Genomic DNA, 16,341 nt, shown 5'->3' on the forward strand with positions numbered 1-16,341 from the left:
GGCACTGAGGGCACACCCGGAGACGACACCATGAAAATAGGCTTTATCGGACTCGGCAATATGGGCGCGCCGATGGCGCTGAACCTGCTGAAGGCGGGCCACGCGCTCAACGTGTTCGACCTTAGTGCGGAAGCTGTGCGCACGCTCGTCGACGCGGGCGCGCAGCCGGCCCGCTCACCGCAAGCCGCCGCGAGCTACGTCGAATGCGTGATCACGATGCTGCCCGCCGCGGCTCACGTGCGCAGCGTGCTCGTCGCGGACGATGGCATCCTCGCCGGCATCGCGCCGGGCGTGCCGATCATTGATTCGAGCACGATCGATCCCGCCAGCGTGAAAGCGTTTGTCGAACTCGCCGCGGCTCATGGCAACTGCTTCGTCGACGCACCGGTCTCGGGCGGCACCGGCGGCGCGGCGGCGGGCACGCTGACCTTCATGGTCGGCGGCAGTGCGAGCGCGTACGAGCAGGTCAAGCCAGTGCTGTCGGCGATGGGAAAAAACATCGTGCATTGCGGCGACACCGGCACGGGCCAGGTCGCGAAGATCTGCAACAACCTCGTGCTCGGCATCTCGATGGCGGGCGTCGCCGAGGCGATGTCGCTCGGCGAGGCGCTCGGTATCGACACGAAGGTGCTCGGTAGCATCATCAATACGTCGACCGGGCGCTGCTGGAGTTCGGACACGTATAACCCGATGCCGGGCGTGATCGAGACCGCGCCGTCCTCGCGCGGCTATACCGGCGGCTTCGGCACCGACCTGATGCTGAAAGACCTCGGCCTCGCCACCGATGCCGCGCGCGGCGTGCGTCAACCGGTCTATCTCGGCGCGCTCGCGCAGCAGCTTTATCAAACGATGAGCGCGAACGGCGCGGGGCGCCTGGACTTTTCGGCGGTGATCAAGCTGTATCGCTCGCGTGAGCGCGGCGGTACCGGCCAGGGAGGCACGCAATGATCGAGCTCGATTACGCACATGACGGCGCCGTTGCTTTGATCACGTTGAAACGGCCCCCCGCGAACGCTTTCACGCCCGAAGGTCTGCTGCAATTGCAACGCACCGTCGAGCAGTTGAACGCCGATGCGCGCGTGCGCGCGCTCGTGATCACCGGCGACGGTCCGAAGTTTTTCAGCGCGGGCGCCGATCTGAACACGTTCGCCGACGGCGATCGCGAAGTCGCGCGCACCGCGGCCGCGCGTTTCGGCGCAGCCTTCGAATCGCTGCAGAACGCGCGGCCCGTCGTCATCGCGGCGCTCAACGGCTTTGCGATGGGCGGCGGTCTCGAATGCGCGCTCGCCTGCGATATCCGCATCGCCGAGCAGCATGCGGTGCTGGCGCTCCCCGAGACGGCGGTCGGTCTGCTGCCATGCGGCTGCGGCACGCAGACGCTGCCGTGGCTCGTCGGCGAAGGCTGGGCCAAGCGGATGATGCTGACCGGCGAGCGCGTCGATGCGGCGACCGCGCTCGGCATCGGTCTCGTCGAAGAAGTGGTGGAGCGCGGCGCCGCGCGTGAAGCCGCATTGAACATGGCGCAGCGCGTCACCGGTTTGAGCCCGCAGGCGGTCAGCTTCAGCAAGGAGCTGATCCATCAGGCGCGGCATGGCGTGCCGCGCGCCGCCGCGCTCGCGCTAGAACGCGAGCGCTTCGTCGATCTGTTCGATTGTGCCGATCAGCGCGAGGGCGTCAACGCGTTCCTCGAAAAACGCGCGCCGCGCTGGCAGACGAGCCGTGCATCGCGGGAGACGCAGCGATGAGCACTTTGCACGGCTTTGCGGTCGAAATGCGCGCCGCGACGAACCCGCAAGCCGAACCCGACGTGCTGTTTCGCGTTGTCAACCGCGTGGCGATCATCACGCTGAACCGGCCTGCCGCGCTCAATGCGCTGTCGCACGCGATGGTGCGCGAACTCGCGGTGCTGGTCGAGCATTGCCGCACCGATGCCGGGATCGTCGCGCTGGTGCTGAAGGGCGCTGGCGACAAGGGCTTTTGCGCGGGTGGCGACGTGCGCGAGGTACATCGGCTCGCGACGCAGGGCGACCCACGCTGGCTCGCGTTTTTCGTCGACGAATACCGGCTCGATTACGCGTTGCACACGTTTCCGAAGCCGGTGGTCGCGCTGCTCGACGGCATCGCGATGGGGGGCGGCATGGGCCTCGGCCAAGCGGCGCGGCTGCGCATCGTGACCGAACGCAGCCGCATCGCGATGCCGGAGACTCGCATCGGCTTCGTGCCCGACGTCGGCGCGAGCCGCTTTCTGAGCGTGATGCCGGCCGAGCTTGCGCTGTATGTCGGGCTGACCGGCGCGACGCTAGCGGGCGCCGACGCGATGCGCCTGCAACTGGCCGACCTGTGCGTGCCGGCCGACTGGCTCGCGAGCTTCGAGGAACGTTTGCAGCGCATGTCGCACGACGGCGAGCGCATCGACGCGCTGCGCGCCGTGTTCGAGCCGCCGTGCAATATCGTGCCGCACGCACCGCTCGGCGCGCTGACGCAACTGATCCTGCGCCACTTCGACCGGCGTTCGGGCGTCGAGCGCATCGTCGCGACACTGCGTCAGGATCTCGAACGCGAACCGCCGCGCGAGGTGCGGCAATGGCTGCAAGCGACCTACGACGCACTGACCGCCCATTCGCCGACGATGCTGCACGTGACGCGCGAAGCGCTGCTGCGCGGCCGGCAGATGACGCTTGCCGATTGCTTCCGGATGGAGCTCGGCATCGTGAAGCGCTCGATCGAGGAAGGCGATTTCCGCGAGGGCGTGCGCGCGCAACTGATCGACAAGGACCGTCGGCCGCGCTGGTCACCGGCGACGCTCGCCGATGTGCAACCCGAGCGCGTGCGGCATTTCCTGAGTTCGCCGTGGCATGGCGACGCGCATCCACTGGCGGCGCTGGGCGCGGAGCATGGCGACTGACTTGCGCGGCGTATCGCATGCCGCGTGGGGCGCGCGGCCCGGCGCACCCGCGCCCGCCCTTAGGTCTGCTTGGCATGTCCCGCCCACCAGCCGCCGGTGCCAATTGTGGTCTGGCGGACACAGACTACGCGCGCCAATTGACATCTTTCCGGGCGCAATCTTAGATAGATAGTTCAGCCCCGTCCCGACCGGCAAAGCCTGCTCGCAGCCCTCATCACGGCGCTCGTCCGACCTACGGTGCGTTTATACGTCACCGCTTCCCGCATTTCCGTGCTCTTGATCGATCAGGAGGCAATGCGTATGGAAAAGCCGTCAGATGAGAATCGCCGCTCCAAACCCTTCGGCGACAAACCCGCTTCCCACCTCGAGCAGGGCCCTCATGCAAAAAAGCTCGCCCTCACCGCGCTAGGCGGCATTGCGGTTCTGGTGGGCAGCGGTATCTACTGGGTGGTGACCTTTTCGCATCGCGTGCCGGATGCGGATTGCTTTCCTCCCGGCATCGAGTGCGTTAAAAAGATCGCCGCGGTGATGAAGGAAGTCAGCGACGCGGATCGCGCAACCAGCATGGGCGAGAGCTGGCTGCTTGCGTTGCTGGTCACGGCCTTCACGTTCCTCGTGTTTTATGTCCACATTTGCCGTGGAGAAGAAGAACGGGCGCGGACCATCGCGGAACGCGAGTTCGAGCAGAAGAAGCGTATCGCGGACGAGGAAGGCGAGGCCGCTCCCGACGTCGACTCCCGCTCGAAGGGTGTAGTCGGCATCCTGCGAAGCTGGTTCGCGTCGCGCTGGTGCATTCCGGTGTTCTGCTACGTCCCCGCGGTATTGCTGTTCGGCGGAGAGATATGGGAGGGCTATACCGATGCGGTCGTACTCGCATTGGCGCTCGCCGCCATTTACGTGGCCGCGGAGCACTATTGCGCGCTCGAGCAGCAACGCAAGCTCGTCGACGAGCAGGAAGCGGTGCTCGAGACCATCCGCAAGGAGCTCAGCGACAAGGTGGCCAGCATCGATAACGCGATGGGAACCCGCTATGGTCTTCGCGTGATCTACGACGCCTATCGCGACCCGAACCACGACCAGTCCCGCGCAGAGGAGAGGAAGCGCTTGCAGCCCGGCGCGGCGCACCAGGCTCACGGCGGCGCGGCGAACGTTCAGGAGTCTGAAAAAGGCATTTTTTCAATCTATCGTTTCTTCGATATCGACAAGCAATGGTGGGCGCGCGAGTCCTGGGACGGCTATCGCAGCAGCCCCGCGGCGACGCTCTATCGGACCTTGAAGGAAGGCGCGCGCACGAAGATGACGCTGGTGACGCCTCTCGAATATCCCGAGTTCGACGACGGCTCGATGCAGGACAAGGCACTCTTCTTCGGCAAGTTCATTGGACTCGTATGGCATTACGTCGTGCTGTGGCACGTACGGCGCGCGCTCGAGGCCGACTCGAAAGACGTCGTGTGCGAACACAAGATCCGCATTGCGCAGACTTCGCTGTGGCTGCATGTGGTCGACCGGACCGTCTATCAGATTCTCGGCGACGATCGCGGCAAGGACGTCAAGGTGCGCAACCTGACGCACGACATGGATGAGATCTCGGTATCGCTCGCCCGCTGGGCCAAGCGTGAAATTCAAACGCTGGCGGCGCGTGGCCCGACCGTCGAGGAGTACATCTGCACCTGCCTGACCGATGCCCATCAGGCCATACCCGCGGACGGCGCGGCCACCTTCGGACAGAACGAGGATCACGTACTCGAAAGACTCGGATTCAAGGAATGGGCGAACGAAGGAGACGCGCCATCGGGAATTCGCAAGCGAGTGTTGGCCGCGCGCTGCAAGGGATTGATCCGGGATGCCGTGGCGATCATCGCCACGTCCGAGCCGGGGCAGACGGCGGCCATCGACGGCCAATACGATCCGTCGATCGAAGAGATAGCAGCGGAGGTCGAGTGATGACTACTTCCATCGATGCGATGCTGGCCGACCTCGAGATCATCAGCGACCTGGTGATGTCCATCGTGGTGCCGACGAAAACCACGGACCGCTCGAACTTCACGACGCCGATCTCGCTGATGGTCAGACACCATCTGGTCGGCGGGCAGTCGCCGCTTGCCGGTCGCGACGTGCGCGGTCTCGTCGACCGGCTCAAGCACTGCGCCGGCGCGCTGTGCAAGGTCGGATCGGGCAAGAAGCTGCTCGCCGATTCGCAGTTGATGCGGGGCATTCCTGCGGCGCCATATCAGGCGAATCAGTTCTACGTCGAGTTGCTGACGGCGGTGTCGCTCGGTCTTTACTTTCTCGGCGTGCCGATTGGCGAGCCGTGGGACCTGGTGCAGACCTGGGCCGACGAGGAGGGGGGCGGGCTACCGAACGGCATCTGCGTGGCGAAGGCGATCGGCGATATCGTGCGCTCGTCGCGCAAGTGGCATCCGACGCTGCCGGTGGAAGCCGACGCGAACGAGCGCGCCAAACGCAGGGCGTCGACGGATCTGATCGTCCATTCGTTCCTGCCGATGATCCTGTTTCGCGATCTGATCCTGTGGGGCGGCGGACAGCCGGAACCGGAGAATTCCGGGCTGCCGGAACATCCGTCGATCCGCAGTCAGACGGCGACCGGACCCACCGAAGGCGACGAGTCGGATGAACGGTCTTTGCTCGTGCCGTCGATCCATGCGTTGGGCCGCTGTTACGAAGTGTTGCAACTGCAACTTTACCTGAGGGCCGGTTATCCGATTTACTATGCCGTGCCAGAGGCCATTCTGAAGACCGAAATTTTGCGGTCCTGCGCGGCGGGAAAATCCACCGAGGAGTGCTGGGAAGAGATGTGCACGTTCCTGCGTGACAAGATCTTCCGCGGCAAGCTGCCCGACGCCGGCAATCTGCAGAAGCAGTGCGTCTACGTGATCGACCGGACCAAGCCTCCCGCGTGCTTCATCAATCACGATGCGGGGCTGCTGACCTTCGAAGGCATCGATCTCGACGTGGGCAGCCGCGAACTGCCGCTACCGGCGAGTTACATGCTCGATGAACGCAGGGAGCGCTACCGCAAGAGAGTGCTTTCGTTCAAGCCGGCCGATGAGGAAGCCGCGCTGCGAAACCTCTTGAATGGCGCAAAGAACAAGGAACTTTTCAAGCATATCTTTCATGGCGCGAAAGATGATCATCCTGATCCGGCTCACGGCAAGGATGCCGCCAACGACGCCGCGAAGGACACCGTCACGGTGAGGTGACGATGCGCGGCGCACTGGGTATCGGGAACGCCGGATGCTAGGAATTTTATGGTTGCTCCGACGCGGATCGCCTCTGGCGAAGCGATCCGCGCCATAACGAGGCGCGTCGCGCCGTACGTTGGCTGTTTCGTTGCAACACCAGCAGGCAACTCCACAGTCAAACCTAGCAGGAAGGCACCATGGACAGGAATCGTGTAGAAGGTACAGCGAAGGAGCTCAAGGGCTCGGTCAAGGAAGCGATTGGCAAGGTCACCGGCAATCGCGCGAAACAGGCCGAAGGAGCGGCCGAAAAAATAGCCGGCAGGATACAGGCGAGAATCGGCGAAGAAACCGAACAGGTACCAGAGCGTGTGAAGAGTTAGCGAGCCGAAACTTCACGTACCCGCAGCTTCATTTATCCCGCCCCCCGGTTTCGGGCGCATCAGGTCAGGCACGCAAGCCGTGCAATGACGCACCGCGTGCGTAGCGCCTCGCAAGCTGCCGGTGCTCGCCGCGTCGCGCCCTCGCGGCGCGGCGTTCGACACACGGAACGTGTAAATTTCTGTTACGGTCCAGAGTCAGCCGGCGCACTCGTCGCGCCGGCGCCGCATCGCCCATTCGAGGACGCTTCATGCTGGGATTCGACGTCGGCGCGGCCAGGAAAGTCTGGACCGCGTCTCTGCTCGCGCTGCTATTTTTCCTCATCTATATCGCGTCGACGACGGTGCTCGTCGTCGTGTTCGCGGTGTTTTTCAGCTATCTGATCTACCCGATGGTGGTGCTGGTCGAACGCGTGAGGCCGCGCCGCATGCCGCGCGTCGTGTCGATCGCGGTCGTGTTCATCGTCGTGGTCGCGCTGCTCGCGGTGGTTGGCTCACTGTTCGGCGTGGAATTGCAGGATCAGGCGACGCGCCTCTTCACGCAACTGCCCGCGCTGCTGCGCACCGATGTGCCGAACCGTTTTCCGCTTCCGCATTTTCTCGAACCGCTGCGCGAGCGGATCGTCGATTTCGTGCGCAGCCAGATCGAGACCGGCTCGGACAACGCCGTGCCGTTGGCGCGCAGCCTCGGGCTCGGCGTCGTCCACGCGGCGAGCAACCTGATCTACCTGGTGCTGATTCCGATCCTGAGCTTCCTGCTGATCAAGGACGGCGAACGGATGCGCGACGCGTTTCTGGCGTTGCTGAACAGCCGGCATCGCGTGCTGTGGAACGAGATCGTCGACGATCTGAACGTGCTGCTGTCGAAGTACGTGCGCGCGCTGCTGTTTCTGTCGCTCGCCACGCTATTTAGCTACGGCGTCGTGTTCTCGCTGCTCGGCGTGCCGTACGCGTTTCTGCTCGCGGTCAGCGCCGGGCTGCTCGAATTCGTGCCGTTCGCGGGGCCGCTTGCCGCGGTCGCGATCACGCTCGTGGTCGCCGTGTTCAGTGGCTATCCGCACCTGTTGTGGCTCGTGATTTTTATCGGGCTGTACCGGCTGTTCCAGGACTACGTGCTCAATCCGTATTTGATGAGCGAAGGCGTCGAGGTCAGTCCGTTTCTGGTGATCGTCGGACTGCTCGCGGGCGATCAGCTTGGCGGCGTCGCTGGGATTTTTCTCGCGGTGCCCGTCATCGCGACGCTGAAAATCGTGATCGGCCGGGCGCGCGTGTTTTACTCGGCGTCGCACGGGCAGGGCGAGGCCGCGCGGCGCGCGCTGACGGGCAGCACCGACGACGAGGCGTAGCGCGCGGCTCGCAGTTGGCGCAGCGACACCGCGCGCTGCCTGGCATCGCTAACCTTCTCCAGCGATGTGAGCTTCGATGCCGGCGCGAGGCATCGTCGCGCCAGCGGCGCTGGCCGCCGCCACTTCGCGCGGCACGCCCTTCACGCGCGAGACCCACAGCACCGCCGCGCATGCGACCGCCACCGCCGCCCAGCCGACGGTTCCATACCCGGCGATGCGGCCATCAGCCGACGTGCTCAGCATCAAGCCGCCGAGCCACGCGCCAGTGCCGGTGCCGAGCGCCTGCAGCGCGCTGTTCGCGCTCAGGAACGCACCGCGTCGCGCGGGCTCGGGGACCGTGGTCAGCAGTGCCTGCATCGGCACCATGCGGCCGTTCATCAACACGAGGAAGCACGGGAAGAACAGCACGAGCGCGTAGAACGGCAGGTTCGGCAGATGCGTGATGAACAGCACCGGCACGAACGACAGCAGCGCCGCGCAGCGGAACACGCGCTGCGTGCCGAAGCGGTCGGCGAATCTGCCGACGAGGCGCGACGTGAAGAAGGTCGCCGCGCCGCCGGCCATGTACAGCCACGACAGCTGTCGCGGCGCGACGCCGTGATTGGCGACCAGCATCGGCGCAATGAACGGGATCACCAGCATGTGCGCGATCATCATCATGAACGTCAGCGCGAACGCGTTCAGATGGCTTCGGTTGCTCAGCAGGCGCCACAGCTCGGGCAGTACTTCCGCGAGCGGCGGCTGCCGGCGGCTCAGATGCGCGGCCAGCGACGGCACCTGTTGCGAGGCCGCGAACCACACCAGCAGCGACAACGCGACCAGCAGGAAGAACGGCGCCGCCCAGCCGAACTGCGCGCCGAGCATCACGCCGGCCGGCACGCCGGCGATCGCCGCGAGCGAGAACGCGGTCATGATCGTGCCGGTCGCGGCGCCGCGCCGTTGCAGCGGGATCACGTCGCCGACGATCGCCATGATCACGGAGCCGAGCACGCCGCCGGTGATGCCCGCGAACGCGCGCGCGGCGAGCAGCAGCGCGAACGTCGACGCGAGCGCGCACGCGAGGTTCGACAGCGCGAACAGCGCGTAAATGGTGAGCAGCAGACGGCGCCGGTCGAAGCGGTCGATATAGGTCGCCGCGAACAGGCCCGACAGCCCGGAGCACCACGAATACGCGGATACGGCCGTCGCGAACGCGGCCGGCGCGATCTGGAACGCGCTCATGATCTGCGGGCCGAGCGGCATCATCACCATGAAGTCCATGATGATCGTGAACTGCGTGAGCGCGAGCAGCCACAACAAACGACGCTCGTGCCGTGCAGTGATTGAGTACATCGGTTGATTTCCTTTTGTCGTTGTTCGAAGTACGCCGCTAATGCCGCGCGCCACGCGAGCAGAAGCTCAGTCGTCGATCGTTTCGTGGACCGCGACCGCGCCCTGTTTCCAGTAGCTGGCCGCGCGAATCCGCTTTTTGTCGACGCCGCGCTCGCCGCATAGATGCTGACGCACCGCGCGGATCGTCGCCGCTTCGCCGGCGGCCCACACATAGCCTTCACCGTTCACCGGCAGCCAGGTATCGCGCACCGCGTGCAACAGCGCTTCGCTGCGCGCGCCGTTTTGCGTGTCGGCTTCGCTGCGATAGCACCAGACGAGGTGCAGCTCGGCCTGCGTCGTGAACTCGATGCGCGCCGACGGATCGGCGACCTCGATCACCGCGGCGACGCGCGTGCCGGCCGGCAACTCTTCGAGACGGCGCGCAATCGCGGGCAGCGCGGTGTCGTCGCCGATCAGCAGATGCCAGTCGAAGCCGGTCGGAATCACCAGCGAACCGCGCGGGCCGCCGACGCCCAGATACTGGCCCGCCTGCGCCTGCGCGGCCCACGTCGCCGCGGGGCCCGCGTCGTGCATCGCGAACTCGATGTCGAGCTCGCGGGCGTCGCGATCGAAACGGCGCGGCGTGAAATCGCGCGCGGTCGGCCGCTTGCCTTCCGGGAACACCGGGCCGTCGGGGCCGGCTTGCGGCAGCGTAGGTTTGTCGGCGCCGGGGTCGGGGAAGAAGACCTTGATGTGATCGTCGAACGAGGCTGAGACGAAGTCGTCCAGATCGGCGCCGGTGACGGTCACGCGAATCAGGTGCGGCGTCAGCGCGCGCACCTGCTTGACCTGCAGCAGACGAAACTTCAACGGATGCCGTACGCGATGCACGGCGAGATCAGGGCGAGTGGGTTGCTCTTGCATGTGGGCGATGCTCCAGTTCGGTTCGGGAGGACGCGCGGGTCGCCTCGTGGACGGGCGCGTGTTGTCAGGCGGTCGGCTCGCTGTCGTTGCCGGGCTTTGCGATGTCGCCACGGTTGCCGCCTTCGATTTCTTTGGCCGCGCGCATCAGGATCGCTGCGATGCGGCGCTGTTCGTCGGCCGGCGCGTTGTCGCGGCGCAGCAGCGCGTTCTTCAGCGTGCGGCGCGCTTCATTCAGCTCGGGCACCCAGCCGCCTTCGCTGACGTCGGCCGGCTCCTCGCCGGCAAACGCGCGGCGCACCGAATCCATCTTGCGTGCGATATGCGAGAGTCGCGCGAGCATCAGCTCGACGCGCTCGCGGTTCGCGGCCAGATATTCGCGGCCCGCATCCGCCAGCTCATAGCGCTTGCGGTTGCCTTCGAGCTGCACGGTGACGTAGCCGAGTTCTTCGAGATAGGTCAGCGCTGGATAGACCATGCCGGGGCTCGGGCTGTAGAAGCCGTTCGAGCGCGTTTCGAGCGCCTTGATCAACTCGTAGCCGTGACTCGGTTGCGCTTCGATCAGCGATAGCAGCAGCAGTTGCAGATCGTCGGAGCTGAATTTACGGCCACGCGGGAAACCATCGCCGTCGCCGCCGAAGCCGCCGGGGCCGCCGCCGAAACCACCGTATGCGCCCGGACCACCGAAACCACCGCCGAAGCGCGAGCCACGGCCGCCGAAGCGCCATTCGTGATGGCGGCCAAAGGCGTGACGCAAAACGTGCAGCAGGTAGTGGTGGCGGGCGCCGGAGGAAGCGCATGCTTCGGAGGCGCCCAGGTCGGCGACTTCGCTCGCCTGCGGCGACGGAAGGCGGAAACCGGCATGAAAACGGTCGCGCGCGCCGCGCGGACCGGAAAAATGATGAGGATGACGCATCTGGGACTCTCCTATGAGTGTCGTAAGATGCATCTTAAGATATATATCTTAAGATTGTCTGTCAAACTCTTTTTGCGATCTTATCGGCGCACAACAAAGTCTGCGGCATACGAAAACCCCGCTTTCAGAGACAACAAAGTCTGCAGCAAGTCCAAAAAGCGCATTGCAATGCAGCATTTTCTGCCGGGGTTAGCAGGGTTTGAACGCCTGAAAGTAGGGCGGAAGCAATGGCGATTTTTCGGTCGCTTAAATAGGGATGGATTGAAGTGATCCCGTGCCTCGGATCAAGCAGACGTCTTCGACTCATGACTTTCGGACTCTTGCTCATGCGGAGATTGTCGCCCTTGCCGAAGACGCGCAACGTCCACTGGTCGGCCTCGTCGACATTGATCCGCGGCAGCGCCAGATTCTCATTCCACACCAGCTCCGCCACGGAATGCATGCTGGCGCTCGGAGATGGTATGGCTGACTACATGAGGGTGCGCATTCGTCCCGCCGGAGGCGGCGCTCCACGAATGTTTCGATGCGCTTTTATGCCGGTGGCCTTCTTAAGGCGGGAAGGAGGTGCGGGCCAGGCTCGTGACTAGCCCATCGCCGGAATCGGGCGACATTCGCGGGCAGTTTCGAGTGGCGCAATGTCGGCCATTGCCGACGGTCAGCTATTGGCTGTGGTCGGTCGGCTTCACGACGCTCTCCGGCCGTTCACACCCTCAGCGGTCGTGAGCGACGCGTCTCGCCATCCCCAACGCGTACTTACGACCCACAACAGCCCGTTGACGCCCTTAGGAACGGACACTCGCGACGGGCAACGCGGGCCTAGATTTTCGGGGTAGAACAACCGATTAGTCGTGACATGCGCAAAGTTCGAACTCATGGCCATCAGGGCTAACGAACACAATGCTCTTCATGGCTTCATTGTTTAGCCCGTCGAGAGCGACTGTTGCCCCAAAAGCCTTGGCGCGATCCAGAAATATATGCAAGGCGGATACGTCAAATTCGAACACAGGAACGCATCCGCTCCCGACGAACTCATCGCCAAAATCATTTAGCAGCAACCCGAAGCGGACTTCACCGAGCGAGAATTCGGTCCACTTATCCGACCTGCGGATCGGCGCGCGTTCCAACAGGTTTTCCCAGAAAGCAGAACTGCGTTCCATGTCCGACACTTTCAAATAGGTGGTTCTAATCCGCATTGAATGCTCCAAGAACGTTTTCGGAAAGACGCAACAGATAATAGAGGTTTCAAAAGTTTCACGTGAACAATTAATTGTCCACGATCTATGCACGAATATAGACTGGCCGAGCATCGCCTCATGCGACTGGCATATCCCCAGCAATAGGCAGTTGCTTTCCCATCTCGAACGCACGAAGCTCGTAGCCAAGTTCCTGATACAAATCGACCGCCTGTTCATTAAACGCCCAAACGGTCAGCCTCATGTCGTTGGCACCGTTTTTTCGTGCCCACTCTTCAGCAAGTTTCATCAGCGTGCTCCCGACGCCGCGTTCCCGCAGTCGTTCCAAAACAGCGACTGAGCCAATGCGGCCAACGGTCAACGGTTGCAACAGTGGACTTGTCGGCTGCATCACTTGAACGGTGATAAAGCCGACCGCCGTGCTGCCATGCTCGGCGAGAAACATGGCTCGATCTTCTCCCTGAAGGCTTGATAGCCAGTGCGGCTTGTCTCGAGCGAACTCTTCAGTGGCGTTTGCATAGACGTCAGGACGTGCCTGATGGTGGATCGCGTTCAAGATTTGACCCAACTCGCAAATTTTCAAAATGTCGTCCACGGTTGCGCGGCGATAGCTTATCGAGTCGGTCATCTTCAGCTCTTGATGGTGGGGGAAATAAAAAAAGGCGCCTTAAGCGCCTTGGTCGTTTGCACATGGAATGGACCGTGAGGTCGAATTCCTTGCTATGGACGTAACGACCCACGGCGCAGCGGATAGCGACCGTGATGATGGTGGTGAGCCTTGCTCGGGACGTTACGAAGTTCCATGCTGTTAATATTGGCACAAAAACAATTTCTGCGTGAGCACATTATTTTTTTGAGTGGCGGCTGTGTCTAACCGGGCATATCGGCCAGCAACGCCCATCGCTCGTGGTCGCGCCATTCGCCATTTACGCGGAGATAGCGAGGAGAAAAACCTTCCTGTTTAAAACCCAACCGCCGCACAAGTGCGATCGACGCGATATTCCCTGGTTGAATATTTGCCTCCACCCGATGCAATCCAAGTTCGCTGAAAGCATAGATCACAGCTGCCCGTACCGCGTCCGTCATCAACCCTGCCCGGGCGAAGTTCGACATTCCGTAATACCCGAGATAGGCGCTGCGAAAAGCGCCCATTACTATTTCGTTAATGTTCACCACACCGACAATTTGAATCGATGCCACTTCACGCGCAATGAGGTCGACGTTCGACCCGGTGAGACCACCTGAAAACCAGTTATCGAAGCCCGTTTGATCGGTAAAGGATGGGCAGTCTCAAGAGTCAAGTGCAACGTTTAGCTAATCCAGCCTTCTCTAACTCTTTAGCCATTGCTTCCTCGGGGGAGTCCCAGCCGAGCGTCTGGCGAGGCCGCCCGTTGAGCAATTTGGCGATGTCATTGAGTTGGGTCTGCGAGAGCGTCGAAAGGTCTGTGCCCTTTGGCAGAAACTGACGCAGCAAGCCGTTGGTGTTCTCATTGCTGCCGCGCTGCCAGGGCGCATGCGGATCAGCAAACCAGATATCGATATTGAGCCGCCTGGAGAGCTCGACATGGCAGGCCATTTCCGTTCCCCGATCGTAGGTCAGGCTCTCGCGAAGAAAGGCCGGCAACTTCTTCATTTGCCGCGAGAAGCCTTCCAGCGCATTCCTGGCCGTACAGCCATCCATGCGGCACAGAATCACGAAGCGCGTCTTGCGTTCGACCAGCGTGCCCACGGCGGAACGATTAAACGCACCCTTGATGAAGTCGCCCTCCCAGTGCCCCGGCAACAGCCGTTGCTCGATCTGCTCGGGGCGATATTGGATGCGCAAATCCTCGGGAACATAGCTGCCGCCAGCAAGCGTCGTGCGCCGATTTCCGCGCGCCGGTTTTTCTTGGCGCAAGGCTGCGATCATGGCTGGTTTCAGCGAGCCACGTGCATAGGTGTAAATGGCAGCATAGACCGTCTCGTGGCTGACGTGCTGACTTGGGTCGTCTGGATACATGGCCCGCAGTTTGGCAGCGATTTGCTGCGGCGACCAGCACCAGTAGACCAGGTGATCATGCACATGCCGATAAAGCGCGCTGCCTTCGATCAACTTGCGCGGCCGTACGCAGCGCCGACGACGCAGCCGATAGGCCGAGGCCGCCTGCGTCGCACAGTAGCGCGGCGCGTCCACGCTGCAACTACGCGCCAGTTCGCGCGACACCGTCGAAGCGCTGCGCCCCAGCAGCCCCGCAATAGTTCTTATGCTGCCGCCCTTTTGATGTTCGATCATGATCGCCGCGCGTTCTTCCGCACTCAAATGCTTGTAGTTCTTCTTCATCGCAACACCCTACCTCATTCAAGGTGTTGCACTTGGAACTAGAGACTAAGCAGTGTGGGGCCTCGGCTACATGCTCGTTGCAACCTCAAACTAAAGCGTCACCTGTTGGACGCTCGAAAGTGACATTCAAGCCGCTTCCTCTGCTTTCCGTGTACACCGCGCGCAACGCCGTAGCTACAGGGTTCATCGGGTCTCTTGCGCTGCAACTCCCGCAACTCAATGCGCGAGTGAGCCTGGTGACACTCACGTTCGCTCTGGATTGCTGTGACCGTGAAGCGTAAGCACCTCGCGACGGCCGTCCGCAACGCGGCGCCCGCGTGAGGCATGATCGGGAATCGGGTTACGTGTCTGCAGACGCCGATGGGCCAGACTGCCGAGGCAGCTTCGTGGCCACGTTCCAGGGCAACAGTTCGTCGATACGGTTGATGGGATGGTCAGCGATATGGGTCAGTACGTATTCGAGGTAGGCGCGCGGGTTGATCCCGTTGAGCTTGCATGTGCCGATCAGACCGTACATCGCGGCTGCCCGCTCGCCTCCGCTGTCGGAGCCGGCGAACAGGAAGTTCTTGCGGCCCAGACTCACACAGCGCAGCGCGTTTTCGGCCAGGGCGTTGCTGATCTCAGCACGGCCCTCTTCGCAGTACAGCGCGAGCGCGTCCCACTGGTTTGAGCGAGTAACGGATCGCTTTGGCAAGGTCGGATTTCTTCGACAGCGTCGCGAGCTTGTCCGTCATCCACGTCTTGATGGTCGCGAGCAGCGGCACGCTTTTCTCCTGCCGCACGCGCAGCCGTTCAGCAGCGGGTTTGCCACGGATATCCGCCTCGATGCCGTAAAGTCCACCGATCAGTTCGTGCACCTCTCGGGTCGCCTCGGTAGGCGTTCGGGCATGCACGTCGTATATGTACCGTCTCGTGTGGTCCCAGCATGCAGCTTCACGGATCTTGCCGCTCTCGTACAGTTCGTTGAAGCCACTGTAGGCGTCGGCCTGCAGGATGCCCTCGAATCCAGCGAGATGGGTCTGGGGGTGGATGCCTTTGCGGTCGGGCGAGTAAGCAAACCACACCGCGGCCGGTTCGGTCGAGCCCGAACGGGTGTCATCGCGCACATACACCCACAGTCGCCCGGTCCTTGTCTTCTTCTTGCCCGGCTCGAGCACCGGGATCGGCGTGTCATCCGCGTGCAGCTTCGACGGTGCCATCGTGTGGCGGCGCAGTGCCTCGGTCAGTGCATCGCAAAGGGCCTCGCACTGGCCGACCCAGCGGCCCATGCTGGCCGGATCGAGCTTCACGCCGTCGCGCGCGGCAATCTGCGACTGCCGGTACAACGGGGCGTGGTCAGCGTACTTCGAGACGACGATGTCGGCCAGCAGGCTCGGATGGGCGATGCTGCGCGTAATCGGCAGGCCGGGCATCGGCGGCTGCGAGAAGTGGTGGCCGCACGGACAGACCGTCTTGCGCCGGATCTCGCGCTGCCGCATTTCGGACACGTTGCGTCGGCGTCGAGTACGCGTTCTTCGCGTGGCAGATGCGGCGGCAGCGCTTCTTTCGGCGATGCGTTGCCCACAGGCGTGCTCGCGCTTGATTGGCGGGCGCGCCGCACATCAGAGACGCCGCGCTCGCCCGTCAAGTCCTCGAGCGCGGTTTCGAGCCGTGCAACCTCCCGGTCCAACTGCTCGGACTTGCGCCCGAATTGCATGCGCCTAAGCTTGTCGAGCTGCGCCTTGAGCTGCTCGATCTCCAGATCGCGCTCGGCAAGCTGGGCACGAGCCTCGACCAGCAAGGCTCGCAGAGTTTCAACATCGTCAGGAAGTTCGGCGCCGTTCGACATGCGGCGCAGTTTACGAGTCTT

General features: G+C 63.1%; 14 protein-coding genes and 2 pseudogenes. 7 read left to right on the top strand and 9 right to left on the bottom strand.

The features are described 5' to 3' along the window. The first annotated feature begins 30 nt into the window (after positions 1-30). The 7 genes from mmsB (at position 31) to OKW37_RS29020 (ending at position 7,831) form a co-directional block, all read left to right on the top strand. Positions 31-948, top strand: a complete 918-nt coding sequence (mmsB, locus tag OKW37_RS28990; RefSeq protein WP_429402973.1) for a 3-hydroxyisobutyrate dehydrogenase — start codon at positions 31-33, stop codon at positions 946-948. Then, positions 945-1,745 (top strand): enoyl-CoA hydratase, encoded by an 801-nt coding sequence (locus OKW37_RS28995; protein WP_429402975.1) that lies wholly within the window; start codon positions 945-947, stop codon positions 1,743-1,745. The genes mmsB and OKW37_RS28995 overlap by 4 nt, the downstream gene beginning before the upstream one ends. Then, positions 1,742-2,905: an enoyl-CoA hydratase/isomerase family protein gene (locus tag OKW37_RS29000; protein WP_429402976.1), complete on the top strand. Its 1,164-nt coding sequence runs from the start codon at positions 1,742-1,744 to the stop codon at positions 2,903-2,905. Before OKW37_RS28995 ends, OKW37_RS29000 begins: the two co-directional genes overlap by 4 nt. A gap of 300 nt (positions 2,906-3,205) precedes the next feature. Then, a complete protein-coding gene (locus OKW37_RS29005; RefSeq protein ID WP_429402977.1) occupies positions 3,206-4,849 on the top strand; it encodes a hypothetical protein in 1,644 nt (547 codons plus the stop codon). Further along, entirely contained in the window at positions 4,849-6,126 is a 1,278-nt protein-coding gene (locus tag OKW37_RS29010; RefSeq protein WP_429402978.1) for a hypothetical protein, read from the top strand. The genes OKW37_RS29005 and OKW37_RS29010 overlap by 1 nt, the downstream gene beginning before the upstream one ends. A gap of 179 nt (positions 6,127-6,305) precedes the next feature. Next, a complete protein-coding gene (locus tag OKW37_RS29015) occupies positions 6,306-6,488 on the top strand; it encodes a CsbD family protein (protein ID WP_184066114.1) in 183 nt (60 codons plus the stop codon). 248 nt (positions 6,489-6,736) lie between these two features. Continuing rightward, on the top strand, positions 6,737-7,831 hold the full coding sequence (locus tag OKW37_RS29020) for an AI-2E family transporter (RefSeq protein ID WP_184066111.1): 1,095 nt from the start codon (positions 6,737-6,739) through the stop codon (positions 7,829-7,831). 48 nt (positions 7,832-7,879) lie between these two features. Here OKW37_RS29020 and OKW37_RS29025 read toward each other — a convergent pair whose 3' ends face one another. The 9 genes and pseudogenes from OKW37_RS29025 to tnpC all read right to left on the bottom strand — a co-directional run bounded on the left by OKW37_RS29025 (position 7,880) and on the right by tnpC (position 16,320). Next, entirely contained in the window at positions 7,880-9,163 is a 1,284-nt protein-coding gene (locus OKW37_RS29025) for an MFS transporter (protein ID WP_429353401.1), read from the bottom strand. A 66-nt stretch (positions 9,164-9,229) separates the two neighbouring features. Then, the gene (locus OKW37_RS29030; RefSeq protein ID WP_429402980.1) at positions 9,230-10,066 is read right to left on the bottom strand and encodes a siderophore-interacting protein; all 837 of its coding nucleotides are present in this window, start codon (positions 10,064-10,066) and stop codon (positions 9,230-9,232) included. A gap of 64 nt (positions 10,067-10,130) precedes the next feature. Beyond that, positions 10,131-10,979: a PadR family transcriptional regulator gene (locus tag OKW37_RS29035; RefSeq protein ID WP_429402981.1), complete on the bottom strand. Its 849-nt coding sequence runs from the start codon at positions 10,977-10,979 to the stop codon at positions 10,131-10,133. 124 nt (positions 10,980-11,103) lie between these two features. After that, complete coding sequence (locus OKW37_RS29040) at positions 11,104-11,421, bottom strand: hypothetical protein (protein ID WP_429353525.1); 318 nt, start codon at positions 11,419-11,421, stop codon at positions 11,104-11,106. A gap of 400 nt (positions 11,422-11,821) precedes the next feature. Continuing rightward, a complete protein-coding gene (locus OKW37_RS29045; RefSeq protein ID WP_429353526.1) occupies positions 11,822-12,172 on the bottom strand; it encodes a VOC family protein in 351 nt (116 codons plus the stop codon). 118 nt (positions 12,173-12,290) lie between these two features. Further along, positions 12,291-12,800 (bottom strand): GNAT family N-acetyltransferase, encoded by a 510-nt coding sequence (locus OKW37_RS29050; RefSeq protein ID WP_429402982.1) that lies wholly within the window; start codon positions 12,798-12,800, stop codon positions 12,291-12,293. Positions 12,801-13,042: 242 nt separating this feature from the next. Further along, positions 13,043-13,453 (bottom strand): annotated as a pseudogene (locus tag OKW37_RS29055) (GNAT family N-acetyltransferase); the annotation flags it as partial. Positions 13,454-13,469: 16 nt separating this feature from the next. Beyond that, positions 13,470-14,492 (bottom strand): IS30 family transposase, encoded by a 1,023-nt coding sequence (locus OKW37_RS29060; protein WP_429402983.1) that lies wholly within the window; start codon positions 14,490-14,492, stop codon positions 13,470-13,472. A gap of 340 nt (positions 14,493-14,832) precedes the next feature. Further along, a pseudogene (gene tnpC, locus OKW37_RS29065) lies at positions 14,833-16,320 on the bottom strand (IS66 family transposase). Positions 16,321-16,341: the final 21 nt, after the last annotated feature.

The sequence above is a fragment of the Paraburkholderia sp. MM5482-R2 genome, from assembly GCF_050436125.1.
GTDB lineage: Bacteria > Pseudomonadota > Gammaproteobacteria > Burkholderiales > Burkholderiaceae > Paraburkholderia > Paraburkholderia tuberum.